Genomic DNA, 24,577 nt, shown 5'->3' with positions numbered 1-24,577 from the left:
GGCGTGCGGGGTGCGGTCGCCCTCCGGCGGAGTGAGGTCGCTCACCGGCGGCGTGGGGTCGCCCGTCTGCGGGGTGGGGTCGGTCACCGGGGCTCCTCCGGGCGGTTCCAGTCGCCGGACTTGCCGCCGGTCTTCTCCTCCACCCGTACGTCGGTGATGACGGCGCCCTTGTCGACGGCCTTGACCATGTCGACGACGGTGAGCGCGGCGACCGAGACCGCGGTCAGCGCCTCCATCTCGACGCCGGTGCGGTCGGTGGTCCTGACCTCGGCGCGGATCTCCACGGCCGCCTCGGTGACCGCGAGGTCGAGGCGGACCTTGGACAGGGCGAGCGGATGGCAGAGCGGGATGAGCTCGGGGGTGCGTTTGGCGCCCATGATCCCGGCGATGCGGGCGGTGGCGAGCGCGTCGCCCTTCGGGACGCCCTCGCCCCGCAGCAGGGCCACCACGGCGGGGGCGACCAGGACCCGGCCGCTGGCCCGGGCGGTGCGCGCGGTGACGTCCTTCTCCGAGACGTCGACCATGTGCGCGGCGCCCGCCTCGTCGAGATGGGTGAGGCGGTGCTGCTCGGGGCCGCTGCCCCGGTCCGTCGCTGTCATGTGCCCTGGCGCTCCCGGTCCGGGCCGCGCCGCCGCCGGTGGCTGACCGCCGCGTGCGGGCCCTGTGTGCGCGACACCGTACCGCGCGCGGCACGGCCCGCACCGCGCGGGCGGTTCAGCCGAGCAGCAGCACCTCGACCTCGGCGCCCGGCTTCAGCCCGGTCGTCTCCTCCGGGACCACGATCAGGGCGTCGGCCTTGGCGAGCGCGGCCACCAGATGCGAACCGGAGCCGCCGACGGGCGTGACCTCGCCGCGCCGCGCGTCGTAGCGGCCGCGCAGGAACTGCCGCCTGCCCTCCGGCGAACCGAGCGGCTTCTTGCTGCGCAGCACGGCCCGGGTGGACTCCCGGTGGATGTCCTGCACGCCCATCAGGGTGCGGATCGCGGGTCTGGCGAAGAGTTCGAAGGAGACGTACGAGGAGACCGGGTTGCCCGGCAGGGCGAGCAGCGGGGTGTGGTCGGGGCCGATGGAGCCGAAGCCCTGCGGTTTGCCGGGCTGCATGGCGAGCCGGCGGAACTCGACGCCGCTGCCGTCCTCCTCGGCGTCCCGGGTGAAGGAGAGCGCCTCCTTGACCACGTCGTAGGCGCCGACGCTGACCCCGCCGGTGGTGACCAGGAGATCGGCGCGGATGAGCTGGTCCTCGATGGTGGCGCGCAGGGTCTCGGGGTCGTCGGCGACCGCGCCGACCCGGTAGGCGATCGCGCCCGCCTCCCGGGCGGCGGCGGTCAGGGCGTAGGAGTTGGAGTCGTAGATCTGGCCGGGGCCGAGCGGGACGCCGGGCTGGACCAGTTCGCTTCCGGTGGAGAGCACCACGACGCGCGGGCGGGGGCGGACCCGGACGGTCTTCGTGCCGATCGCGGCGAGCAGGGCGATCTGCGGGGCGCCGAGCACGCTGCCGGCGCGCAGCGCCCGCTCCCCGGCGCGCACATCGCTGCCCGCCCTGCGGACGTGGGCGCCCGCGGGGGCCGGGCGGAAGACGCGGACCTCGCCGTCCGCGCCCCCGGCGGCCGGGCCGCTCGGCATCGAGTCGACGGGGCCCTCGCCGAGCCCGCCGTCGGTCCACTCGACGGGGACCACGGTCTCGGCGCCGGGCGGCAGCGGGGCCCCGGTCATGATCCGGGCGGCCTGCCCGGGGCCCACGGTCAGCTCCGCGTCCTGCCCCGCCGCGACGTCGCCGATCACCTCCAGGGCGGCCGGGTACTCCCGGCCCGCCTCCGAGATGTCGGTGACCCGTACCGCGTACCCGTCCATCGCGCTGTTGTCGAAGGGGGGCAGCGAGACGTCGACCTGGACGTCCTCGACCAGGACGCAGCCCTGGGCGTCGAGCAGCTGGAGGTCGATGGGCTCCAGCGGACGGACGGTGGCGAGGATGTCGTCCAGGTGCTCGCCGACCGACCAGAGGTGGTCGGGGCCCGCGAGGCGCGTCGTGGTGCTGCTCAAGTGGTTACATCTCCTCGGTGACGTACCTGCGTAGCCAGGTCCTGAAGTCCGGTCCCAGGTCCTCACGTTCGCACGCGAGGCGGACAATGGCACGCAGGTAGTCTCCCCGGTCGCCGGTGTCATAGCGGCGGCCCTTGAAGACCACGCCGTGCACCGGGCCGCCGACCTTCTCGTCCTCGGCGAGCTGCTGGAGGGCGTCGGTGAGCTGGATCTCGCCGCCGCGGCCGGGCTCGGTCTTGCGCAGTATGTCGAAGACGGCGGGGTCGAGGACATAGCGGCCGATGATGGCGAAGTTGGACGGCGCGTCCGCCGGGTCGGGCTTCTCGACCAGGCCGGTCACCTTGACCACGTCGGACTCCTCGGTGGCCTCGACCGCCGCGCAGCCGTACATGTGGATCTGCTGGGGGTCGACCTCCATCAGGGCGACGACGGTGCCGCCGCGCTGCTCCTGGATGTCGGTCATCCGGGCGAGCAGCGGGTCGCGCGGGTCGATCAGGTCGTCGCCGAGCAGGACGGCGAAGGGTTCGTGGCCGACGTGGGGGGCGGCGCACAGGACGGCATGACCGAGTCCGCGGGGGTCGCCCTGGCGTACGTAGTGCATCGTGGCGAGATCGCTGGATTCCTGGACCCTGCTGAGCCGGGTCTGGTCGCCCTTCTTTGTCAGGGCTTCTTCCAGTTCGTAATTGCGGTCGAAATGGTCCTCCAGAGGGCGCTTGTTGCGTCCGGTGACCATGAGAACGTCGTCGAGGCCGGCGGCAACGGCCTCCTCCACCACGTACTGAATAGCCGGCTTGTCCACAACCGGCAGCATTTCCTTGGGAGTTGCCTTGGTCGCGGGCAGGAACCTGGTGCCCAGTCCCGCCGCCGGAATGACAGCCTTGGTGATCCTGGTGTGGGGGTGCTCAGTCATGTCCGCCACCTTAACCGCTGCCCTGACACAGAATGTGAGGGTCCGGTTAATTCAGCTGCGTATGCCCACCTTCGGAAAGGTTTGTGAGCAATCCATGAATGCAGCCCCGCGCGGGACCGACTCTGGCAAGCGAATGTTGCGGCGAGAGTTCCTGTCCGTGAGAAACCGGTTGACGGAAGATGACGTACAGGAAAAGGCCGCGCAGTTCGCCGCCCGGGCGGCGGACCTTCCCGCGCTCTGCCAGGTTTCCACCGTGGCCGCCTACGTGTCCATGGGTACGGAGCCGGGCACCGGCGCGCTGCTCGACCTGCTGCACCGGCGCGGTACGCGGGTGCTGCTGCCGGTGCTGCTCGCCGACGACGACCTGTCCTGGGGCGAGTACACCGGCCCCGGCTCGCTGGCCACGGTGCGGCGCCCGGGCCGGATGGCGCTGCGCGAACCGGCCGGGCCCCCGCTCGGCACCGAGGCGGTGCTCGCCGCGGACACCGTCCTGCTGCCGGGCCTGGCCGTGGACCGCACCGGCGTCCGCCTGGGCCGCGGCGGCGGCAGCTACGACCGGGTCCTCGCCCGGCTCGCCCGTGCGGGCGCGGACCCCGCCCTGGTGGTCCTGCTCTACGAGGGCGAGGTCGTCGAGGCGCTGCCCCACGAGCCGCACGACCGGCCGGTGCACGCCGCCCTGACCCCGGCGGCGGTGCACCGCTTCGCTACCTGAACTCCCCCGGCCCCGGCGGGTGTTGCCCCTCAGGGTTTGAGGACGAGGGTGTCCTGGGTCGCCTTCTTCACCGCGCGCTCCGAGAACTCCCAGGTGAACAGCTCGCCCTTGGCCCAGGCGTCGGTCTGGTCCGTGTAGTGGTCGCTGTAGGCGTGCCCGGAGGCACCGGTGAGGTTGATCCACTTCGACTTGTCGAGGTCGTCGAGGTTGACCACCATCCGCATCGAGGGCACCCAGACCACGCCGTAGCCGTTCGCGGCGTTCCAGCCGGTGGCGTTGACCGCGGCCTCGCCGCCGCCGAGGTCCCAAGGGCCGCGGTTCAGCAGGAACTTGACCAGGCCGGGGCCCTCCTTGCCGAGGGTCTGGTTCTTCAGCTCCAGCTTGTGCAGGCGGCCCCAGCTCCAGGTGTCGACGTCCTTGCCGAGCTTGGCCGTCAGGTCCCAGCGGGCGTCCTCCATGGCCCGGGCGAAGAGCTGGTCGCGGGTCTCGGTGGCCTTGTCGGTACGGCTGGCGGGCGTCTTCCACCAGTCGTTCTTCTCGTCGTCGAACAGCCGCCGCACCACCTCGGACCAGCGGTCGCCGCCGTCCGGCTGGGCGGAGGTGTCGTCCCGCTCGCCGCACTCGCGCACCAGGCGGTCCTCGTCGGCGGGACCGGTGTTGTCCGCGGGCTCCACGCTCAGGCACTGGCCCTCGACGCGGACCTCCTTCGGGAGCTTGTTGCCGAAGGCGAGCTTGAGGATGTTGCGCCAGACCGCGTTGAAGTAGGCGGCCGCGCCCGAGTCCGGGTCCTGGGTGTAGTCCCAGCCCTCCAGGAGCTTCTGCGCCTGGCGGACATAGGAGTCGGAGATGTCGATCTTCAGCAGCTCGGGGGTGAGCAGCTTGGCGATCTCGCTGCTGTTGTCCGTCTGCATGAGGCGCATGTCCTCGGTGGAGATCTTGCCGCCGTTCCTGGTCTTCTGCCGGATCAGGTCGTCGATGCGCTGGCTGCGGGTGCCGTAGCCCCAGTCGGTGGTCAGCGTGTACGGGTACTTCTCGTCGACGACGGCCTGGTTGGCGGCCACGATGTAGCCGCGCTCGGGGTTGAACTCCCAGGGCAGCTCGTCCTGTTGGATCCAGCGGTCCCAGCGGTAGTCCGGATCCCAGCCGGGCGCGGGCAGCGAGCCGTCGCCCTTGGCGCGCACCGGGATGCGGCCGGGCGCCTGGTAGCCGATGTTGCCCTCGGTGTCGGCGTAGACGAGGTTCTGCGAGGGCACCTCGAAGAGCTTGGCCGCGCTGCGGAACTCCTGCCAGCTCTGCGCCTTGTCGAAGGCGAAGACGGCGTCCATGGTGCGGCCGGGGCTGAGCGCGGTCCACTTCAGGGAGATGCCGTAGCCCGCGCCGCGGTCGGGGGCGGCCGCGTCCACATCGGCCTTTCTGCCGACCTCGCGCAGCTCGTCGCTGCGGTCGGAGATCAGCGGGCCGTTGTCGGTCTCGCGCACCGTGATGGTCTTGTCGGGGCCGTCGGCGACCTCGATGGTCTCCTTGCGGGTGGTGAACGGGCGCGTCTTGCCGTCGTAGGTGTAGCCGTCGCCGCTGAACTTCTCCAGGTACAGGTCGCTGACATCGGCGCCGAGATTGGTCACGCCCCAGGAGATCTTCTGGTTGTGGCCGACGACCACGCCGGGCATGCCCGCGAAGGTGTAGCCGGAGACGTCGTACTGGCAGTTCTCGGAGATGCCCCGGCAGTGCAGCCCCATCTGGTACCAGACCGAGGGCAGGGTGGGCGCCAGGTGCGGGTCGTTGGCGAGCAGCGGCTTGCCGGTGATGGTGTGCTTGCCGCCCACCACCCAGGAGTTGGAGCCGATGCCGTTGCCGTTCGGGCCGAAGACCGCGGGGACCTCGTCGAGGGCGTCGGACAGCCGCGAGAGCTGGCCGGTGAGTCCGCCGGGTGCCGTGGTGCCGCCCGCGAGCCCGCTGCCCGCGGCGCCGCCGGTCCCGCCGGAGCCGCCGGAGGACGCGGGCTCGCGGGGCTCGTAGCTCTTGGTGAGCTCGTGGTAACCGCCCTCGCGGACGACGGGCTTGTGCTCCTTGTACGGGTAGGGCGGGTAGAGGTCCTTGATCTGGCCGGGGCCGAGGCGGCTGGTCATCAGGGCGCGGTCGATCTCGTCCTGCATATTGGCCCGCAGGTCCCAGGCCATCGCCTTCAGCCAGGCGACCGAGTCCACCGGGGTCCACTTCTTCGGGGTGTACTCGTGGGCGAAGCCCAAGGCGGCGTACTCCAGGGAGAGTTCCTTGCCGCCCTTGCCGTCGAGGTAGGCGTTGACGCCCTTCGCGTAGGCCTGGAGGTACTTCTTGGTGGAGGCCGAGAGCTTGGTGTCGTACTCCTGCTGCGCGATGCGGTGCCAGCCGAGGGTGCGCAGGAACTCGTCGGTCTTGACCTGGCCCTTGCCGAACATCTCCGAGAGGCGGCCGGAGGTGGTGTGCCGGCGCACGTCCATCTCCCAGAAGCGGTCCTGGGCCTGGACGAAGCCCTGGGCCATGAACAGGTCCTCGTCGGAGGAGGCGTAGACCTGCGGGATGCCGTGCCCGTCGCGCCGTACGTCCACCGGGCCCGCCAGGCCCTTGAGTTGGAGGGAGCCCTTGGTCTGGGGCAGCGAGGCACGCACGGCGTCCACGCTCCAGTAGGCCCCGTAGCCGATGCCCGCGACCAGGGCCAGGACCAGGACGATCACGAGGAGCCGCGCGCGGCGCCCCTTCTTCTTGCCGGACTGGCGACCGGAAGAGGCGTTGGTGTGTGCAGGCATCGCTGTCCTTGCTGTCCTTCGCGAAGCGGCGAGCTGTCGAGACGGCCGGCTCGCACAACCGAGGGGGCTCGGTTCGCGGCGGCCTGAAGAGCGCTGGAGCAACCATAGGCGCACAGTTGAAGAGCCCAGGACGCGGTATCTGCCAGCGGATCGCGCCCGGTTGTTCGCTCAGAGCCGAAGCCCGTCAAGAAAGCGTCAATGATTAGGTAAGGTAACGAAGTAACAGGCCCCCGCTGCCGGGCACATGTCCGGACAAGACAACAGAAAGGGACCGGCCCCTGACTGTCCACGAGCTCAACGAAATCCTGCTCGTCTGCTCCCTGGTGCTGCTCTTCGCCGTCACGGCGGTACGGCTCTCCTCCCGCAGCGGGCTGCCCAGCCTGCTCGTCTACCTCGGCATCGGCGTGCTGATGGGGCAGGACGGCATCGGCAACATCGACTTCAACAACGCCGAGTTGACCCAAGTCATCGGATATGCCGCCCTTGTGGTGATCCTGGCCGAGGGCGGTCTCGGCACCAAATGGCGTGAAATCAAGCCCGCGTTGCCCGCCGCCGTGATGCTTTCGCTCGCGGGAGTCGCCGTGAGCGTGGGTGTCACGGCGGCAGGAGCGCACTATCTGGTCGGCCTGGAATGGCGCCCGGCGCTGATCATCGGCGCCGTGGTCTCCTCCACCGACGCGGCGGCCGTCTTCTCCGTGCTGCGCAAGGTCCCGCTGCCCTCCCGGATCACCGGCATCCTGGAGGCCGAGTCCGGCTTCAACGACGCCCCCGTGGTCATCCTCGTCGTCGCCTTCTCGCACTCGGGACCGATAGAGCACTGGTACACCCTGCTCGGCGAGATCACCCTGGAGCTGGCGATCGGCGCCGCGATCGGCCTCGCCGTCGGCTGGCTCGGCGCCTACGGCCTGCGCCATGTCGCCCTGCCCGCCTCCGGCCTCTACCCCATCGCCGTGATGGCCATCGCGGTGACCGCCTACGCGGCCGGGGCGCTCGCCCACGGCAGCGGCTTCCTCGCGGTCTACCTGGCCTCGGTGATCCTCGGCAACGCCCGCCTGCCGCACTTCCCGGCCACCCGCGGCTTCGCCGAGGGCCTCGGCTGGATCGCCCAGATCGGCATGTTCGTCCTGCTCGGCCTGCTCGTCACCCCGCACGAGATGGCGGACGACATCTGGCCCGCGCTCGTCATCGGGCTGATCCTGACCATGATCGCCCGCCCGGTCGAAGTGATGCTGAGCCTGCTGCCGTTCAAGATGCCCTGGCAGGAGAAAGCACTGCTCTCCTGGGCCGGACTGCGCGGCGCCGTCCCCATCATCCTGGCCACCATCCCGATGGTCGGCGGCGTCGAGGACAGCACCCGCATCTTCAACATCGTCTTCGTCCTGGTCGTCGTCTACACCCTCATCCAGGGCCCGACCCTGCCCTGGGTCGCCCGCCGCCTCGGCCTCGGCACCCAGGACGCCGCCTCCGACCTCGGCATCGAATCCGCCCCGCTGGAGCGGCTGCGCGGCCACCTGCTGTCCGTGGCGGTGCCCGAGAGCTCCCGGATGCACGGCGTGGAGATCGGCGAACTGCGGCTGCCCGCCGGGGCCGCGGTCACCCTGGTCGTCCGCGACGGCAGCTCCTTCGTGCCCACCCCGACGACCATGCTGCGCCACGGCGACGAACTCCTCGTCGTCGCCACCGACCCGGTCCGCGACGCCGCCGAACGCCGGCTGCGCGCGGTCGGCCGCGGCGGCAAGCTCGCCGGATGGCTCGGCACGGACGGCGGCGACAGCAAGGACCCCGGCGGCCGGTGAACCGGGGCCCCGCCGCCGGGCCCGGGAGAAACCGGCCGCCACCGTCGTCTTCGTCACCTTCGCCGCTCGGCGGGTAAAACCCCTGTGAACCGCTTGTAAGATGGACGCGCACTTGATCGTCACCACCTCTGCCTGACGCAGAGCTGGCGCGACCGTATGGCGGCCGCGGCGTCCTGGGCGGTGTCCGGCACCCCCGAGCGGACCCCGGTAACTACCGCAGATCCGCGCAAGAGGACAGCTCTCGGCGCGCACCGGCGCGCTACCAGGCGGCAGAAAGGCACGGCCGTGGCAACCACGGTCACCTCCGCCCGTCCCGGATACGGGCCCCTGCTGCGCACCCCCGGCGCCTGGACATTCCTGCTCCCCGGCTTCGCCGCCCGCCAGCCCTTCGCGATGCTGACCCTCTCGATCGTCCTGCTGGTGCGGCACACCACCGGCTCCTACGGGACCGCGGGCGCCGTGGCCGCCGTCACCGGGGTCGCGATGGCCCTGTGCGCCCCGCTCGGCGGGCGGCTCGCCGACCGGCTCGGCCAGCGCCGCGTCCTGCTGCCCGGGGTGGCCCTGCACACCGCCTCCGCCCTCGCGCTCACTCTGCTCGCGCTCGCCCACGCCCCCGCCTGGGCCCTGTTCGCCGCGGCGGTGCCCACCGGCGCCTCGGTCCCGCAGATCGGCCCCATGGTGCGCGCCCGCTGGGCCCGGACCCTGCGCGACTCCCCGCTGCTGCCGACCGCGACCGCCTTCGAATCGGTCACCGACGAACTCACCTTCGTCCTCGGCCCCTTGCTCGCCACCGCCCTGTGCACCGCGGTCGACCCGGCCGCCGGACTGCTCGCCGAGGCGGGCCTGACCCTCCTCGGCGGCCTGCTCTTCGCCGCCCAGCGCGGCACCGAGCCCCGCCCCGCCGGGGACCGCGCGAAGACCGCCCAGGAACCCCAGGACCGGCACGTCTCGGCGCTGCGGACCCCCGGGGTACGCGCCCTGGTGGCCGCCTTCCTCGGCATCGGCACCGTCTTCGGCGGTATGCAGGTCTCCCTCGCCGCCTTCACCGAGTCGATCGGCGAACCCGGCCTGAACGGCGTCCTCTACGGGATCTTCGCCGCGGGCAACATGCTCTCCGGACTGGCCTGCGGGGCGATCGCCTGGAAGCGGGCGCCCCGGCACCGGCTGCTCACCGGCTACGCGGCGCTCGCCCTCGCCGCCTCCGGACTGTGGGCCGCGCACTCGGCGCCGGTCCTCGCCGGGCTCGGCCTCCTCGTCGGGGTATGCATCGCGCCCTCGATCATCACCGGCTACACCCTGGTCGAGCGGCTCGTCCCCGGCGCCGCCCGCACCGAGGCTTTCACCTGGCTGACCGGGGCGGTCGCCCTCGGCCAGGCCGCCGCGGTGACGGTGGCCGGACTCCTGGAGGACCGCCTCGGCCAGGGCACCGGCTTCCTGGTCCCGCTCGGCGGCACCCTGCTCGCCCTGAGCGTGCTGCTCGGCCTGCGCGCACACCTGGTCCCGCTCCCGGCCGCGCGCACCGCCGCGCGTGGGATCCCTCACCCCGTGCCCGTGGCAGTGGACTGATCCCTCGGAATACGTCACTATGGACTGTCGTTAGCACTCATTGAGTGAGAGTGCCAGGAGGAAGCACGTGCCGACCTACCAGTACCAGTGCACCGAGTGCGGCGAGGGCCTCGAGGCGGTGCAGAAGTTCACCGACGACGCCCTCACCGAGTGCCCGAGCTGCCAGGGACGCCTGAAGAAGGTGTTCTCCGCGGTCGGCATCGTCTTCAAGGGCTCCGGTTTCTACCGGAACGACAGCCGCGGCTCCTCGTCGAGCAGTTCCCCGGCGTCGAAGCCCGCCGCGGAGAGCGGCGCCAAGTCCTCGGACTCCGCCGCGTCGAGCGGTTCCTCCTCGTCGGGCTCCTCGGGCGGTTCCTCGGGCAGCGGCTCCACGAGCACCTCGGGCGCGAGCTCCAGCAGCAGCACCTCCACCGCGGGCGCCGCCTGACCCCGTCGCCCCTCCGCGGCGGCACCGCCCGGCCCTGCTGAACCGCGGCCGGCCCCGCTAATCTGCGGGGCATGGCGAACAAGGCGAACACAGACGCGACGACCTCGGCCCCCTCCTCCCCTGCCGCCCGGCAGCCGGAGCGGGCCGAGATCGGCGTCATCGGCGGCTCCGGCTTCTACTCCTTCCTCGAGGACGTGACCGAGGTCCAGGTGGACACCCCCTACGGTCCGCCCAGCGACTCCCTCTTCCTCGGCGAGATCTCCGGTCGCCGGGTCGCCTTCCTGCCCCGCCACGGCCGCGGCCACCACCTCCCCCCGCACCGCATCAACTACCGCGCCAACCTCTGGGCCCTGCGCAGCCTCGGGGTGCGCCAGGTCCTCGGCCCCTGCGCGGTGGGCGGCCTCCGCCCGGAGTACGGCGTGGGGACGCTGCTCGTACCGGACCAGTTCGTGGACCGTACGAAGGCGCGGGCGCAGTCCTACTTCGACGGCGTCCCGCGCGCCGACGGGAGCACCCCCAACGTGGTGCACGTCTCGCTCGCCGACCCCTACTGCCCCGACGGCCGCAAGGCCGCGCTGGTGGCCGCGCAGGGCCGCGGCTGGGAGGCGGTGGACGGCGGCACCCTGGTCGTCGTGGAGGGCCCGCGCTTCTCCACCCGCGCCGAGTCCCGGTGGCATGCCGCCCAGGGCTGGTCCGTGGTCGGCATGACCGGCCACCCCGAAGCCGCCCTCGCCCGCGAACTGGAGCTCTGCTACACCTCGTTGACCCTGGTCACCGACCTGGACGCGGGCGCCGAGACCGGCGAGGGCGTCTCCCACGCCGAGGTCATGCGCGTCTTCGCCGCCAATGTCGACCGCCTCCGCGAGGTCCTCTTCGACGCCGTGGCCGCCCTGCCCGCCACCGAGGACCGCGCCTGCCTGTGCGCGGGGGCGCTCGGAGGGTGGGAGACGGGGATCGCGTTGCCTTGAGGGGACGTGGGGCCCTTGAGGCCTTGAAGCCCTGAGGCCCTGAAGCCCTGAAGCCCTGAGGGGAGGGTGGCGGAACTGCCCCTTCGGGTGAGGGAGTTGTCCACATCCGCGGGGTTGTCCACAGGCCTCAGCGGGTTCGGACGATCTGCCGCAAGGTGGGGACCCAGGCAATCCCTTCCGGCGAGCGGCGGTTCCCCATGTCCCAGTTCTTCCCTTCTTCTGCTCCCTCCCCTGCTTCCTCTCCCTCTTCTCCTTCCTCCCTCTCTTCTCCTTCGTCCGGTTCCTTCTCCCCTTCCTCTTCTTCCTCTTCCTCGGACATCGCGCGCTCTTCGACGCGCTCGTCGGCGTACGGCAGCACGCCCGCGTCCGGCGCCGTGCCGCCCACCAGTGCCGTGCCGCCGTTCGCTCCGCTGCGGGTTCGCGGCGGGAGGCTCCGGGTCCCCGGTCCGGTGCGGCAGAAGCGCAGAGCGGCACTGGCGGCGGGGCTCGCCCTGGCCGCGGCGGCGCTGGTGGCCAACAGCTGCTCCTCGCAGGGGAGTTCGGGGGGAGGTTCCGGCGGGGCTCGGGGCGGTCCGGTGAGCGGGGGTGAAGGCGGCGCGGCCCCGCGTGCGGGCACGGGCGGCGGGCCTGGGCGGGGGCGCGGGCAGCCGCCTGGGCGTGGCCATCCGGGCGGTGCGTACGTCCGCGTGCCGGTGCGCCTGGGCGATCCGGAGACGGTGCGGCTGCTGCGGCGCGGCGACCGGGTCGATGTCATCGCCGCGGACCGGGAGGGCGAGGCGCGGGTACTGGTCTCCGGGGCCCGGGTCTGGCGGGACCCGGACGGCGCGTCCGGTGGCGGCGCGGCGGGCGTCGAGGAGCCCGGGGGCGCCCTGGTGGTGCTGTCTGTGCCGCGGCAAACGGCGGCCGAGCTGGCGGGCGCCGGGACTCGTTCGGAACTGGCCGTGACTCTGTGGTGACACGTGTCAACCATGTGAGAGGAAGTTTGCCGCAAAGCCACCCTCTCGTGTTATCCAGAGGTGCACATTGGTCCGGTTGGCGGAGCGCCCGCGTAAGTTGCCGTTCCGCTTGTCCCCACCCGGACACAGCAGATTCGTACTCAGCAGAAGCGCACACAGCAGAAGAAGGGCCCCGAAGTGAGTCAGAACAACGGGCCGGGCATCTGGGAGGGCTTCAAGGCCTTCCTGATGCGCGGGAATGTCATCGATCTCGCGGTGGCGGTCGTCATCGGCGCCGCGTTCACGAACATCGTGAACGCCGTGGTGAAGGGTGTCATCAACCCGCTGGTCGGTGCCTTCGGCACCTCGGACCTGGAGAAGTACAGCTCCTGCCTGAAGGGCTCCTGCGAGACCCGCAAGGACGGGACGGTCGACGGCATCCAGATCCTCTGGGGCTCCGTCCTCAGCTCCACGCTGAGCTTCGTGATCACCGCGGCCGTCGTCTACTTCCTGATGGTCATGCCGATGGCGAAGTACCTGGCCCGGCAGGCGGCCCGCAAGGCGGAGAAGGAAGGCGTCCAGGAGACCCTGGAGGTCAGCGAGCTGGAGGTGCTCAAGGAGATCCGCGACGCACTGGTCGCCCAGCGCGGCGAGGGCGGCACGGCTCCCGGTTCCACTCCGCCCGGCCCGAACCCGGGGCCCGGTACCGACCCGGTCTGACGCTCACCTCCCCGGCGCGAAGCCCCGCGCCCCTCGGGAGGGGTGCCCCCTCAGAGGTGGTGCGGCGGCTTCTCGTCGAGGAAGCGGGCCAGATCGGCGGCGCTGCTGCCGCCGCCCGAGGGCCGCTCGCCCCACCCCTGGTCCGTATCGTCCGAGGACTGCCGGGTCAGCGGATCGTCGAAGACCAGCGCGTCCTGCGGATCACGCGGTTCGGGGGCGGGGGCGGCACTCATGCCTCCAGGGTACGTCCGGTCCGCCCCCGCACGGCCATCAGCGCCCTGCCGCCGCCGGCCCGCGTGATACCCATGCCCCATGACAGGAGCCCCCCAGCCCTCCGACCCCCGGCACCCCGGCCCCCGCGCCACCCCGCCCCGCCCCGCCGACGCCCTGACCGACGTGCCGGGCCTGCGCGTGGGCCACGCGACCCTGCGCGGCGCCTCGGCTCTCACCGGCACCACGGTCGTCCTCGCTCCCCACGGCGGAATGACCGCGGCGGTCGACGTCCGCGGCGGCGGCCCCGGCACCAAGGAGACCGACGCCCTCGACCCCCGCAATGTCGTGCAGCGCATCGACGCCGTGGTCCTCACCGGCGGCAGCGCGTACGGCCTCGACGCGGCGAGCGGCGTGATGGCCTGGCTGGAGGAGCAGCACCGGGGCGTCCGGGTGGGCCCCGATCCGGCGCACGTCGTTCCCGTGGTCCCGGCGGCCTGTGTCTTCGACCTGGGCCGGGGCGGCGACTTCCGGGCCCGTCCGGACGCCGCGACCGGCCGGGCCGCGGTGGAGGCGGCCGCGGCCTCCGCGCCGGGCGCACCGGTGGCGGCGGGTGCGGTGGGCGCGGGTACCGGCGCGGTGGTGGGACAGCTCAAGGGCGGTGTCGGTACGGCCAGTTGCGTACTGCCGAGCGGGGTCACGGTGGCGGCGCTGGTGGTGGCGAACGCCGCGGGCTCGGCACTCGATCCGGAAACCGGTGTGCTGTACGGGGAGTTCTTCCAGGGCCGGGTGAGCCCGCCGCCCGGCGAGGTGCACGAGGCGGCGCGGCGGAGGCTGGCCGAGGCCGCCGCCCGGAACAGCAGTCCCCCGCTGAACACCACGCTCGCCGTGGTCGCCACGGATGCCCGGCTGAGCCGCGCGCAGGCGCAGAAGGCGGCCGGCACCGCGCATGACGGCATCGCGCGCGCCGTGCGTCCCGTGCATCTGCTCAACGACGGCGACACGGTCTTCGCCCTCGCGACGGGCGCGCGGCCGCTGCCGGACGAGGATCCGCTGGCGCTCAACGAAGTCCTCGCCGCGGGAGCGGACATGGTGACGCGCGCGCTCGTGCACGCCCTGCGCACCGCCGAGTCGGTCGAGACCTCCGCGGGAACCTACCTCTCCTACGGCGAGTTGTACGGCGCCGACCGCTGACTCCCCCTCCCCCACGACGAGAAGCCGCGGATCTCCCGACCGCCCAGCCCCGCACCCGACCCGCGCCCGAACTCCTCGCCGCCGCGGGCCCGCACCCACCGCCGACCGCGCCTGAACCCGCTGCCGCCCCGAGCCCGAACCCGCCCCCGCTCCCGCCCCGTCACGTGCTCGCGACACCTGTCACAGGGCTGTGACGTACGGGTCGATTCCGGGCGGAACCTTTCGGCCGTCTTCGGGCTCCTATCGAACAGAAGGCTGGGCAGCGAAGCCACACGGGGGAATGCGCGAGCGCGCGGACCCGCAGCGGAGCGACTCGGACAGCAGACACGCGTACAACTCACAGGGACGCCGAAGGCGCGTACCCGGCTGGGAGCACGCGCCACATGAACCACAGGGAGCCACCCGTGATCACGCCGGACAGCAGCGGTCGACCGCAGACCCCGACCCCCCTGGACCGCGGTGCGCGCGCCGCCGGGGCCGGACGCCGGGGGCGTGCCGCGCGCCGCTCCATGGCGGCCTGCGCCGTGCTCGCGGCCGGGGCCCTCGCGCTGACCGCCTGCGAGGGCGGTGCGAAGGGCGACAACGGCAAGGGCGGCGAGGAGTCCGGGCACGCGCGGATCACCATCTCGGCGAAGGACGGTTCGACCGGCGCCTCCATCAACGCGACCGGGGTCGAGGTCGAGGCCGGCAAGCTGACCGAGGTCACCATGACCGAGGTGGCCGGGGGTACCGAGGTGCCGGGCAGGATCACCGGGGACGGCGCCGCCTGGAAGCCCGCCGAGCAGTTGGAGCGGGGCACCAAGTACAAGATCTCCGCGAACGCGAAGGGCTCCGACGGCGAACCCGCCGCCGCCAACGCGATCTTCACCACGGTGTCCTCGGCGAACAGCTTCATCGGCAGCTACACCCCGGACGGCGGGGCGAAGGTCGGCGTCGGCATGCCGGTCTCCTTCACCTTCGACAAGGCGATCACCGAACGCGAGGACGTCCAGAAGCACATCAGGGTCACCGCCAGCAGCGGGCAGAAGGTGGTGGGCCACTGGTTCGGCGCCCAGCGCCTCGACTTCCGCCCCGAGAAGTTCTGGAAGTCGGGCTCCGAGGTGACGATGCGCATCAGCCTGGACGGCGTGAAGGGCGCGAACGGCCTGTACGGCGTGCAGGACAAGACGGTCACCTTCACCATCGGGCGCTCGCAGGTCTCCACGGTCGACGTGAGGACCCAGACCATGACGGTGGTGCGGGACGGCCAGGTCCTGAAGAAGGTGCCGATCTCCTCGGGCAGCGCCCAGAACCCCACGTACAACGGCCAGATGGTGATATCGGAGAAGTTCGAGAAGACGCGGATGGACGGCTCCTCGGTGGGCTTCGGCGGGGAGTACGACATCCCGGATGTGCCGCACGCGATGCGCCTGTCGACGAGCGGCACCTTCATCCACGGCAACTACTGGTACAACCAGGGCAATCCGCCGTTCGGCAGCCAGGGCACCAGCCACGGCTGCGTGGGGCTGCGGGACGCGCGGGGCGGCGGCGCGGCGACGGACGGCAAGTGGTTCTTCGACCAGTCGCTCGTCGGCGACGTGGTGACGGTGCGGAACTCCCCGGACAAGACCGTGGCCCCCGAAAACGGCCTCAACGGCTGGAACATGAGCTGGAGCGAGTGGGTGGCGGGCAGCGCCACCGACTGAGCCGCCTCGGCGAACCGCCTGTTCAGGAAGGTGCGCCCGCCCCGTCCGGCCCGCTCAGGCGGGGCGGGCGGGGCGGCGGTTTTTCGCCGGTGGCTGTTCTTTTCCCACAGCCCTGGCACGGCGCCTTTCGAGGGGCTACGGTATGCACCCACGAGGTGACATGCAGCAACGCCGGGAGAGACCTTGAGCGTTCCGTACGGGCCCGATGAGGCAGCGGACGAACCACCCCAGGCGCCCAGTCCCTGCACTCCGCAGGAGCAGTTGGCGCGACTGCTCGCGCGCGCCCTGAACTCCTTCGAACTGCCCGAGGAGACAGTGCGCAGCGTCGAGGGTGCGCTCGCCCACGACAGCGCGCTGCAGTCCGCGTACCACAGCGCGAGCCTGCACCACGAGACCTACCGGCACACCTGGCTGCTCGCCGACGGCGGCACCCTGACCCTGTGGGAGCTGAGCCACCACACCCTGCCGCCGGGCGTCCTCGGCGGGTCCGCGCACTGCGAGCTGTACACCGATCCCGAGGAGTGGCGGACGGCCCAGGCCCGGCTGGCACCGACTCCGGGCATGCCGTACTTCGAACTGCCGCAGCCCGAGGGCGCCTTGCCCGCGATCCCGGGGCCCCGGCCGACGTACGCGCTGGACAACTCCCCCGACCACGCGCGCCGCTTACTGCGCCGCGCGGAGAACCAGGACCGCCCCGGTCCCGCCACCGCCCGGCTGCTGAGCATGGCCTGCGGCCACCGGATCACCCAGAGCTTCGGCCGGTCCCTGCCCGCCAACGAGAAGGCGGGGCGCAGCTTCTCGCTCTACGAGCACGCCTTCCTGCTGTGCGACGGCAGCGAGGTCAGCCTCTGGGAGGTCGAGCACACCGCGACCGAGGACGGCCGCCATATGTGCGAGGTCTACCTCAGCGCCCGCGCCGCGGCCGAGGCCATGCGGCGCCGGGCCTCCCGGGTGCGCTGAACTCCCGGCCGCCCCGGCAGGCCGGGGCAGGAGGGAGCCCCGACGCCCGGGGGGGGGGAGTAGGCGCCGGGGCTCGTCTGTGGTGGCGGCCGCCGGGGGCGGTCAGGCCGCCGCGTCGAAGCCGGTGTCGCGCGCCAGCTTCTTGAGTTCGAGCAGTGCGTGCTTCTCGATCTGGCGGATGCGCTCCCGGGTGAGGCCGTGCTGCTTGCCGACCTCGGTGAGGGTGCGCTCGCGGCCGTCCTCGATTCCGTACCGCATCTTGATGATGGACGCCGTGCGCTGGTCGAGCCGGCCGATGAGGTCGTCCAGCTCCTCGCTGCGCAGCAGGGTCATCACGGAGGTCTCCGGGGAGACCGCGGAGGTGTCCTCCAGGAGGTCGCCGAACTGGGTCTCGCCGTCGTCGTCCACGGACATGTTGAGCGAGACCGGGTCGCGCGCCCAGTCGAGCACATCGGTGACGCGCTCGGGCGTGGAGCCCAGCTCCGCCGCGATCTCCGCGGGCTCCGGCTCCCGGCCCTGCTCGCGGTTGAACTCCCGCTGCACCCTGCGGATCCGGCCCAGCTCCTCCACCAGGTGGACGGGCAGCCGGATGGTCCGCGACTGGTCCGCGATGGAGCGGGTGATGGCCTGGCGGATCCACCAGGTCGCGTACGTGGAGAACTTGAAGCCCTTGCGGTAGTCGAACTTCTCGACGGCGCGCACCAGGCCGGCGTTGCCCTCCTGGATCAGGTCGAGCAGGGGCAGGCCGCTGCGCGGATAGCGCCGGGCGACGGCGACGACCAGGCGGAGGTTGGAGCGGATGAAGACGTCCTTGGCCCGCTCGCCCTCGGCGACGAGCGCCTCGAGCTCCTCGTGGGAGGCGGACTTCTTGCCCCGGCCCGCGCTCTTGGCGTCGACCTCGCCGTCGAGTATCTGCTGTGCGAAGACACCCGCCTCGATGATCTGGGACAGCTCGACCTCTCTGGCGGCGTCGAGCAGCGGGGTCCGCGCGATCTCGTCGAGGTACATGCCGACCAGGTCGCGGTCGGCGATCTCGCCGCCTGCGGCGCGAACACTGTGTGCCGTGTCGGCCTCTGCCCGGGACGAGGTCCCGGCAGCGGACTGACGACGGGCGACGGCACGGGTTGCCATGCGTGCTCCCTTGCTCTGGTGTGGTCAGCTGTCTGATGGAAACAACGACTGGAATCAGGACAGAATTCCCCAGACACCCCCTCGATTTGATGATCTTGCAGTACCCTGTCCGGCCGAAAGGGAGGGCAGATGGCACTCAACCCCTCACAGGTGCAGGTCAGAGCGGGAGTCGAGGCCGATCTGCCGACGCTCACCGACATCTACAACCACTACGTACGGGAGACCGCCGTCACCTTCGACACCCGGGTCTTCACCCCTGGTGAGCGGCGCGACTGGCTGCTCTCCCACCCGCAGGACGGCCCGCACCGCCTCCTGGTCGCCCAGGAGCCCGGCCCGGCACCCCTGTCCGGCGCACCGGTCGCCTGCCCCGAAGAGGCGCCGCGCATTCTCGGTTACGCCACATCGAGTGCCTACCGCTCCCGGCCCGCCTACGCGACCTCGGTGGAGGTGAGCGTCTACCTGGCCCCCGGGGCGGGCGGCCGCGGCCTCGGAAGCCGCCTGTACGAGGCGCTGTTCGCCGCCCTGGAGGGTGAGGACGTACACCGCGCGTACGCGGCGGTCGCCTCCGCGTCACGGCCCGCCGGAGGCGAGGGCAGCAACACCGCCTCGCTGCGCCTGCACCGGCGCTTCGGCTTCCGCCACCTCGGCACCTATCGCGAGGTGGGCCGCAAATTCGGCGCCTGGTGGGACGTGGACTGGTACGAGAAGGAGCTGGGCGGCGCCTGACCGGCAGCCGCCACGCACCGCGCGCCGCTACCCGCCGCTCACTGCGCGCCGCTACCCGAACTGCACCGACCGCTTGGCGAGCCCCAGCCAGAATCCGTCGATCACGCTGCGCTGGGAGCCGAGTTCACCGAAGGCCTCCGCCGCGCCCAGCGTCACGAACAGCGGCGCGAAGTGCTCGGTACGCGGATGCGCGAGCTGCCCGGCGGGGGCGGTGTGCCGGAAGTCGAGGAGCGCGTCCACGTCAGCCGCCGCGAGCGCGCGGTGGCCCCAGTCGTCGAACTCCGTGGACCAGGAAGGGGTCCCCCGGTGCCGCAGCGCGGCGAGGTTGTGGGTGAAGAAGCCGCTGCCGACCAGCAGGACGCCCTCCTCGCGCAGCGGGGCGAGCCGCCGGCCGATCTCCATCAGCCGCCCCGGCTCCAGGGTGGGCAGCGAGATCTGGAGCACGGGGATGTCGGCGTCCGGATACATCTCGACCAGCGGGACATAGGCGCCGTGGTCGAGGCCGCGCTCCGGCACGTCCTGTACGGGGGTGCCTCTTCCGCCGAGCAAGGCCCGTACCGAGGCAGCGAGTCGAGGCGCACCCGGTGCCTCGTAGCGGACCCGGTAGTAGTGCGGGGCGAAGCCGGTGAAGTCGTAGACGAGCGGGCGGGCCTCGGTGGTGCCGAGGGCGAGCGGGGACTCCTCCCAGTGCGCCGAGACCATCAGGATCGCCTTCGGGCGCGGCAGCCGCGCCGCCCAGTCGGCGAGCTGGCCGGGCCACAGCGGATCGTCGGCGAGCGGCGGCGCGCCATGGCTGAGGTAGAGCGCCGGCATCCGCTCCGCCGTACCGGCCGGACTTCCCACTGCCACCATGGCGCACCCTCCGCAGTCTTCGGCCTCGATCGCCGCACTCGGCCATCACACCCGGCCCGACACGTTGATAGTTTAACTCTCAAGCAATGACTTTCCTGCGGTACGCACATTCAGTACAAAGTTCAATAAACCATTTCGTACAGTGGTGCCCATGGACCCCGCATCCGCACCGGCACCCGCACCCGGACCCGAGCCGCGCTGGCTCGACGACTCCGAACGGCACCTCTGGCTCACGTATCTGCAGGCCACGACCCTCCTGGAGGACCATCTCGACCGGCAGCTCCAACGCGACGCCGGGATGCCGCACCTCTACTACGCGATACTCGTGCACCTCTCCCAGGCCCCCCGGCGGCGGCTGCGGATGACCCAGCTGGCGAAGAATCTCAAGATCACCCGTTCCCGGCTCTCGCACGCCGCGGCCCGGCTGGAGCAGCGCGGCTGGATGGTCCGGGAGGACTGCCCCTCCGACAAGCGCGGGCAGTTCGCGGTGCTGAGCGAGGACGGCCAGGAGGTGCTGCGCCGGTCCGCCCCCGGGCATGTGGGCGCCGTACGGCAGGCGCTCTTCGACCGGCTCAGCCCCGAACAGCAGAAGTCCCTCGGCGAGATCATGGAGATCATCGCCGAGGGACTCCAGCCGGACGAGGCGGACGCGGACCTGCCCTGGCTCCGCTGACCCGCGCCGCACACCGCGCGAGGGACCTACCGCGCGAGGGCGCCGCTCAGTGCGCGACCACGGGGATCTTCACCTCGTCCTCGACGCCGTCCCCGGTGGTCGTGGAGGCCTGCGGGACACCGGCGTTGACGAAGGTCGCCGCGATCAGCGAGGCCGCGAGCAGGATGCCCACCGCGACCCAGATCGCCGTGGTGTAGCCGCTGACCAGTCCGTCCAGCTGCATCAGCTCCTGGGCGGGCCGGTTCCGCGGCGTCGAGGCGAGGTGGTCCTTGACGTACGAGGTGGTCGCGGAGGCGGCGATGGTGTTCAGGAGCGCGGTGCCGATGGCGCCGCCCACCTGCTGCGAGGTGTTGACCATCGCGGAGGCGACACCGGAGTCACGCGGCTCCACCCCGTGCGTGGCCAGCGACATCGCGGGCATGAAGGCGGTGCCCATGCCGAGGCCGAGCAGCAGCTGACCGGGCAGCAGCAGCGAGGCGTAGGAGGAACCGACCTCCAGCTGCGTCAGGAGCAGCATGCCGAGGGCGGCGACCAGGAACCCGGGGCCCATCAGCAGGCGCGGCGGGATCCGGGTCATCAGGCGGGCGCCGATCTGCGTGGAGCCCGTGATCATGCCGGCGATCATCGGCAGGAAGGCAAAGCCGGTCTTGACCGGCGAGTACCCCTTCACGACCTGCAGGTAGTAGGTGAGGAAGAGGAACAGGCCGAACATGCCGATGATGGCGAGGCCCAGCGAGAGGTAGATCCCGCCGCGGTTGCGCTCGGTCAGGACGCGCAGCGGCAGCAGCGGGGCCTTGACCCGGGACTCGACCAGGATGAACAGGGCGAGCAGCGCCGCCGAGGCGACGAACAGGCCGAGGGTGACCGAGTCGGTCCAGCCGTCGGACTCGGCGCGGGTGAAGCCGTAGACGAGCGAGACCAGGCCGAGGGTGGACAGGACCACGCCGGGCACGTCGAGCGGCGAGCGGTTGCGGCTGCCCGCGGGGTCGCTGATGACGAAGTACGCGCCGATCGCGGCGACCACCGCGAACGGGATGTTCACGAAGAAGGTCCAGCGCCAGTCCAGGTACTCGGTGAGGAAGCCGCCGAGGATCAGGCCGACGGCGCCACCGCCACCGGCGATCGCACCGTAGATGCCGAAGGCCTTGGCGCGCTCCTTGGCGTCGGTGAACATCACCGCGAGCAGCGAGAGCGCGGCCGGGGCGAGCAGCGCGCCGAAGACGCCCTGCAGGGCGCGGGCGCCGAGCATCATCGCCTCGCTCTGCGCCGCACCGCCGATCGCGGAGGCGGCGGCGAAGCCGATCAGTCCGGTGACGAAGGTGCGCTTGCGGCCCCAGAGGTCGGCGATACGGCCGCCGAAGAGGAGCAGTCCGCCGAAGGCCAGCGCGTACGCCGTGATGACCCACTGGCGGTTGCCGTCGGAGATGCCGAGGTCCTGCTGGGCCGAGGGCAGCGCGATGTTCACGATGGTCGCGTCGAGGACCACCATCAGCTGCGCGAGGGCGATGAAGACGAGCGCCTTCCAGCGCTTCGGATCGGGAAGGGGTCCGGGGGCCGAGCCCGCGGAGGCCGGGGAGGCGTGGGTTTGGGACATGACGGAATCCACCTGTTGGTACGAGTCGGTACGGAATTGCGGTCGGAAAACTGGCAGGACGGGCCCACGACACCGGGTCGGACGGGCTCGGCCGGGCCGGATCAGGGCGTCAGAGGCCCCGGTCACGGCGCGCGAAGGCAGAAAGGAAGGAGAGAAGGAGAGAGGGGGAGGCTCGGGTTCGTTCGCTGGTGCGTATCGGTACGGGAGTTCGGAGTCGGTCGAAAGGGGTGGCTCGGGGAGGACGGTCGGGGTCGAGGTTCGGCAGAGGGGGAGCCGGGGCGCGGCGGCGGATCGTTCCGCTCAGGCGCCCGGGGGTGCCCCCAGGGAGGCGGGCGCACCGGGGAGTTCCGAGTGCCCGGGCGCCCTGAGGCCGTCGAGGAAGATCTCCAGGTGGCGGCGGAAGTACGCGTCGAGGTCCAGGCAGACGGTGCCGGGCAGCGGCCTGGAGAGATGGGCGAGGGCGACCAGGAGATCCCCGACGGTGACGTCGGTGCGCAGCTGCCCCGCCGCGCGCGCCCGCTCCATGAGTGCTTCCACATCGGCGTTGATGCGGGCACGGGCGGCCACGAGATCCGGATGGTTCTGGTCGAAGTCCGTGAAGCGCAGGGAGCAGAGCGCCCCGATCCGCTCACCGGCGGCACCGTGCGCGAATCGCCGGAGCGCCCCGAAGGCATCCGCCCCGCCGGGGGCCTCGTCGGTCCCGTTCCGCGCGGCGGTCGCGGCGGCGTCGTCGGTCTCGGCGAGCAGCTGCCGCGCGAGTCCCTCGACGTTGCCCATGACCTCCAGGAACACGGCGTGCATCAGCGCCGAACGGTCCGGGAAATGCCGATAGATCGTAGCATTGCCGAGGCCTGCCCGCCGCGCGACCTCGTCGAGGGCGACCTCGGCGCCGAGTTCGACGAACATCTCGCGGGCGGCCGTGACGATCCGCTCCCGGTTGCGCAGGGCATCCGCCCTCGGCCGGGTCCCCCGGCGCTGCGTCTGGGCTGCGGTGCTCACGGCGTGCTCCTCACTTCTCGGTCGCTCTCCTGCGGTGGTCCGCGATCCGGGGATTGAGTCCCCGCTTCCTCCGGACACCCTGCTAAACGGGGAACGACCCCCCGGTAATTCCCCGCCTCCTGTGACCTGCCTCACTCCGGCCCTCGCCCCGGTCCTCGCCCGGGTCCTCGCCCCGGACCGGCCCGGCCCCGACCCGCCTCCTCCCGGCCCGAGCGCGCCCGCCCACCGCCCACCACACCCCGTACCGCCCCGCATCCCGGACCGGCGGAAACCCACGATCGGCGGCACTCAGCGCGCGCCCCGGCCCCGCTCCGAAACAGGCTGAGCACAGGGCGCAGCCGGGCCGCGGGCTGCCGCGGAGCGGAAGGCGCACGCATGAGCAGCAGCCGGATACGCGGCGCCCGCCGCACCTCCGTCCTCGCCGCCCTCAGCGCATTCGTCCTCGCGGCGACCACCTCCGCCAGCGCGGGCCGGCTCCTCGCGGACTCGGCCACCGCCGCGGGCCCGGTGGCCCAGGCCAGGGGCGCCGCCCTCGGCCCCTGCATGATCAAGGGCTCCAGCGGGGTCCAGATGTCCGAGGGCATCCCGACCGGCCCCGGCTACGCCCGCGCCACCGGCACCGTGCACGCCCTGAACCTGATGGTCGACTTCCCCGACGCCCGCGGCGAGGGCAGCGCCCTGGACCGCCTCGCCGAGTTCTTCCCGCAGACCCAGGAGTGGTTCCGCACCAGCTCCTACGGCCGCCTCGACTACCGCCCGGCCGCCCCCGTACCGCGCTGGCTGCGCATGCCCAAGCCCTTCAAGCAGTACGGGATAGAGCGGGGCGCGCCCTTCGACCCGGGCTACCGCGGCCTCGTCGACGACATCGTGAAGGCCGCCGACCCCGATGTGGACTTCCGCGACTACGACATCGTCAACATCATCGCGACGCCCAACGCGGGCCCCTCCGCCCTGGACACCGTCCTGTCGGTCACCTTCGCGGGCAACCGGGAGGCACCGGTCGCCGACGGCATACCGCTCTCCAACACCTCGTTCGTCTACAGCCGCCAGGACGACGGCTCCGGCTCCTACGCGGAGACCGGCTACCGGGTGCTGCCGCACGAGAACAGCCACACCTTCGGCTTGCCCGACCTCTACACCCAGGACGGCGGCGGGGCGGCCGGCCACTGGGACATCATGAGCGAGGACTGGGGCGCCGACAACGACCTCCTCGGCTGGCACAAGTGGAAGCTCGGCTGGCTCGACGACAAGCAGGTCGACTGCGCCGCCTCCCCCGGCACCAGCGACCACACCCTGGGCCCGCTCTCCCGCTCCGGCGGCAAGAAGATGGTCTTCGTCCCCGTCAGCGGCACGGCGGGCTACGCCGCCGAGGTCCACGTCCGCGGCGGCAACGACGCCTCCGTCTGCCGCCCCGGCGTCCTCGTCTACCGCGTCGACGCCGACGTGGACACCGGCCACGGCCCGATCGCCGTCTCCGACGCCACCGAGGACAGCGGCGGCTGCACCCGCAGCCCCAACGTCCACGCCGAACTCTCCGACGCCGCCTACACCCCCGGCCAGACCTTCACCGACCCGAGCACCGGCGTCCGCATCTCGGTGAGCAAGGGGGGAGGGGACGGGGAGTACCGGGTGCGGGTGAGCAGGCGGGGGTGAGGCGGGCCTGTTCGGGTCCGTCACCGGTATCGGAATCGCCGTC

Annotated in this window: 23 protein-coding genes; 13 read left to right on the top strand and 10 right to left on the bottom strand. The window is 72.0% G+C overall.

Going from position 1 to position 24,577, the window contains the following annotated elements; translation table 11 throughout:
* Positions 1–83: 83 nt before the first annotated feature.
* From moaC to galU, 3 genes are all read right to left on the bottom strand, one after another.
* Positions 84–599, bottom strand: coding sequence for a cyclic pyranopterin monophosphate synthase MoaC (gene moaC, locus MID12_RS19165; RefSeq protein WP_040252417.1), 516 nt, complete (start codon positions 597–599; stop codon positions 84–86).
* 115 nt (positions 600–714) lie between these two features.
* Positions 715–2,163: a gephyrin-like molybdotransferase Glp gene (gene glp, locus MID12_RS19160; protein WP_121791823.1), complete on the bottom strand. Its 1,449-nt coding sequence runs from the start codon at positions 2,161–2,163 to the stop codon at positions 715–717.
* The gene (gene galU / locus MID12_RS19155; protein WP_040252413.1) at positions 2,045–2,950 is read right to left on the bottom strand and encodes a UTP--glucose-1-phosphate uridylyltransferase GalU; all 906 of its coding nucleotides are present in this window, start codon (positions 2,948–2,950) and stop codon (positions 2,045–2,047) included. Before galU ends, glp begins: the two co-directional genes overlap by 119 nt.
* Positions 2,951–3,044: 94 nt before the next feature.
* Between galU and MID12_RS19150 the strand changes: the two genes are divergently transcribed.
* Positions 3,045–3,662, top strand: a complete 618-nt coding sequence (locus MID12_RS19150) for a 5-formyltetrahydrofolate cyclo-ligase (RefSeq protein WP_040252411.1) — start codon at positions 3,045–3,047, stop codon at positions 3,660–3,662.
* 29 nt (positions 3,663–3,691) lie between these two features.
* Here MID12_RS19150 and MID12_RS19145 read toward each other — a convergent pair whose 3' ends face one another.
* Positions 3,692–6,445: a penicillin acylase family protein gene (locus MID12_RS19145; protein WP_263169118.1), complete on the bottom strand. Its 2,754-nt coding sequence runs from the start codon at positions 6,443–6,445 to the stop codon at positions 3,692–3,694.
* A 233-nt stretch (positions 6,446–6,678) separates the two neighbouring features.
* On the opposite strand from MID12_RS19145, the gene MID12_RS19140 reads away from it, so the two are divergent.
* The 4 genes from MID12_RS19140 (at position 6,679) to MID12_RS19125 (ending at position 11,202) form a co-directional block, all read left to right on the top strand.
* Positions 6,679–8,241 carry a potassium/proton antiporter gene (locus MID12_RS19140; protein ID WP_040252407.1) on the top strand — a complete coding sequence of 521 codons (1,563 nt, stop codon included), beginning with the start codon at positions 6,679–6,681 and terminating at the stop codon, positions 8,239–8,241.
* A gap of 285 nt (positions 8,242–8,526) precedes the next feature.
* Positions 8,527–9,807 (top strand): MFS transporter, encoded by a 1,281-nt coding sequence (locus MID12_RS19135; protein WP_263169116.1) that lies wholly within the window; start codon positions 8,527–8,529, stop codon positions 9,805–9,807.
* A gap of 67 nt (positions 9,808–9,874) precedes the next feature.
* A complete protein-coding gene (locus MID12_RS19130; RefSeq protein ID WP_040252403.1) occupies positions 9,875–10,234 on the top strand; it encodes an FmdB family zinc ribbon protein in 360 nt (119 codons plus the stop codon).
* A 71-nt stretch (positions 10,235–10,305) separates the two neighbouring features.
* The gene (locus MID12_RS19125) at positions 10,306–11,202 is read left to right on the top strand and encodes an S-methyl-5'-thioadenosine phosphorylase (RefSeq protein ID WP_078845099.1); all 897 of its coding nucleotides are present in this window, start codon (positions 10,306–10,308) and stop codon (positions 11,200–11,202) included.
* Between the two features lie 127 nt (positions 11,203–11,329).
* Here the strand turns inward: MID12_RS19125 and MID12_RS19120 are convergent, their stop codons facing one another.
* Positions 11,330–11,719, bottom strand: a complete 390-nt coding sequence (locus MID12_RS19120) for a hypothetical protein (protein WP_263169109.1) — start codon at positions 11,717–11,719, stop codon at positions 11,330–11,332.
* A 169-nt stretch (positions 11,720–11,888) separates the two neighbouring features.
* Between MID12_RS19120 and MID12_RS19115 the strand changes: the two genes are divergently transcribed.
* Both MID12_RS19115 and MID12_RS19110 read left to right on the top strand, forming a co-directional pair.
* Positions 11,889–12,158, top strand: coding sequence for a hypothetical protein (locus tag MID12_RS19115; protein WP_263169105.1), 270 nt, complete (start codon positions 11,889–11,891; stop codon positions 12,156–12,158).
* Positions 12,159–12,386: 228 nt separating this feature from the next.
* Positions 12,387–12,857: an MscL family protein gene (locus tag MID12_RS19110; RefSeq protein ID WP_411577072.1), complete on the top strand. Its 471-nt coding sequence runs from the start codon at positions 12,387–12,389 to the stop codon at positions 12,855–12,857.
* A 50-nt stretch (positions 12,858–12,907) separates the two neighbouring features.
* On the opposite strand, the gene MID12_RS19105 is transcribed toward MID12_RS19110, so the two are convergent.
* Complete coding sequence (locus tag MID12_RS19105) at positions 12,908–13,090, bottom strand: hypothetical protein (protein ID WP_263169098.1); 183 nt, start codon at positions 13,088–13,090, stop codon at positions 12,908–12,910.
* 79 nt (positions 13,091–13,169) lie between these two features.
* Here MID12_RS19105 and MID12_RS19100 point away from each other — a divergent pair, with 79 nt between their 5' ends.
* The 3 genes from MID12_RS19100 (at position 13,170) to MID12_RS19090 (ending at position 16,906) form a co-directional block, all read left to right on the top strand.
* A complete protein-coding gene (locus tag MID12_RS19100) occupies positions 13,170–14,261 on the top strand; it encodes a P1 family peptidase (RefSeq protein ID WP_263169095.1) in 1,092 nt (363 codons plus the stop codon).
* 509 nt (positions 14,262–14,770) lie between these two features.
* Positions 14,771–15,946 carry an Ig-like domain-containing protein gene (locus tag MID12_RS19095; protein ID WP_263173269.1) on the top strand — a complete coding sequence of 392 codons (1,176 nt, stop codon included), beginning with the start codon at positions 14,771–14,773 and terminating at the stop codon, positions 15,944–15,946.
* 183 nt (positions 15,947–16,129) lie between these two features.
* Complete coding sequence (locus MID12_RS19090) at positions 16,130–16,906, top strand: DUF6227 family protein (RefSeq protein WP_040252395.1); 777 nt, start codon at positions 16,130–16,132, stop codon at positions 16,904–16,906.
* Between the two features lie 102 nt (positions 16,907–17,008).
* Here MID12_RS19090 and MID12_RS19085 read toward each other — a convergent pair whose 3' ends face one another.
* On the bottom strand, positions 17,009–18,037 hold the full coding sequence (locus MID12_RS19085; protein ID WP_263169090.1) for an RNA polymerase sigma factor RpoD/SigA: 1,029 nt from the start codon (positions 18,035–18,037) through the stop codon (positions 17,009–17,011).
* Positions 18,038–18,166: 129 nt separating this feature from the next.
* Here MID12_RS19085 and MID12_RS19080 point away from each other — a divergent pair, with 129 nt between their 5' ends.
* Positions 18,167–18,763, top strand: a complete 597-nt coding sequence (locus MID12_RS19080) for a GNAT family N-acetyltransferase (protein WP_263169087.1) — start codon at positions 18,167–18,169, stop codon at positions 18,761–18,763.
* Positions 18,764–18,814: 51 nt separating this feature from the next.
* Here the strand turns inward: MID12_RS19080 and MID12_RS19075 are convergent, their stop codons facing one another.
* Entirely contained in the window at positions 18,815–19,615 is an 801-nt protein-coding gene (locus MID12_RS19075; protein ID WP_263169084.1) for a dioxygenase, read from the bottom strand.
* Positions 19,616–19,766: 151 nt separating this feature from the next.
* Between MID12_RS19075 and MID12_RS19070 the strand changes: the two genes are divergently transcribed.
* Positions 19,767–20,288 carry a MarR family winged helix-turn-helix transcriptional regulator gene (locus MID12_RS19070; RefSeq protein WP_263169080.1) on the top strand — a complete coding sequence of 174 codons (522 nt, stop codon included), beginning with the start codon at positions 19,767–19,769 and terminating at the stop codon, positions 20,286–20,288.
* A 46-nt stretch (positions 20,289–20,334) separates the two neighbouring features.
* On the opposite strand, the gene MID12_RS19065 is transcribed toward MID12_RS19070, so the two are convergent.
* Both MID12_RS19065 and MID12_RS19060 read right to left on the bottom strand, forming a co-directional pair.
* Complete coding sequence (locus MID12_RS19065) at positions 20,335–21,882, bottom strand: MFS transporter (RefSeq protein ID WP_040252385.1); 1,548 nt, start codon at positions 21,880–21,882, stop codon at positions 20,335–20,337.
* A 300-nt stretch (positions 21,883–22,182) separates the two neighbouring features.
* Positions 22,183–22,881 carry a TetR/AcrR family transcriptional regulator gene (locus MID12_RS19060; RefSeq protein ID WP_040252384.1) on the bottom strand — a complete coding sequence of 233 codons (699 nt, stop codon included), beginning with the start codon at positions 22,879–22,881 and terminating at the stop codon, positions 22,183–22,185.
* 375 nt (positions 22,882–23,256) lie between these two features.
* Between MID12_RS19060 and MID12_RS19055 the strand changes: the two genes are divergently transcribed.
* Positions 23,257–24,534 (top strand): M6 family metalloprotease domain-containing protein, encoded by a 1,278-nt coding sequence (locus MID12_RS19055; protein WP_040252382.1) that lies wholly within the window; start codon positions 23,257–23,259, stop codon positions 24,532–24,534.
* Positions 24,535–24,577 lie beyond the last annotated feature (43 nt).

The sequence above is a fragment of the Streptomyces sp. SCSIO ZS0520 genome, from assembly GCF_025643355.1.
Lineage (GTDB): Bacteria > Actinomycetota > Actinomycetes > Streptomycetales > Streptomycetaceae > Streptomyces > Streptomyces physcomitrii.
The sequence above is the reverse complement of the archived record's forward strand: the minus strand, read 5'-3'. Positions and strand labels throughout refer to the sequence as shown.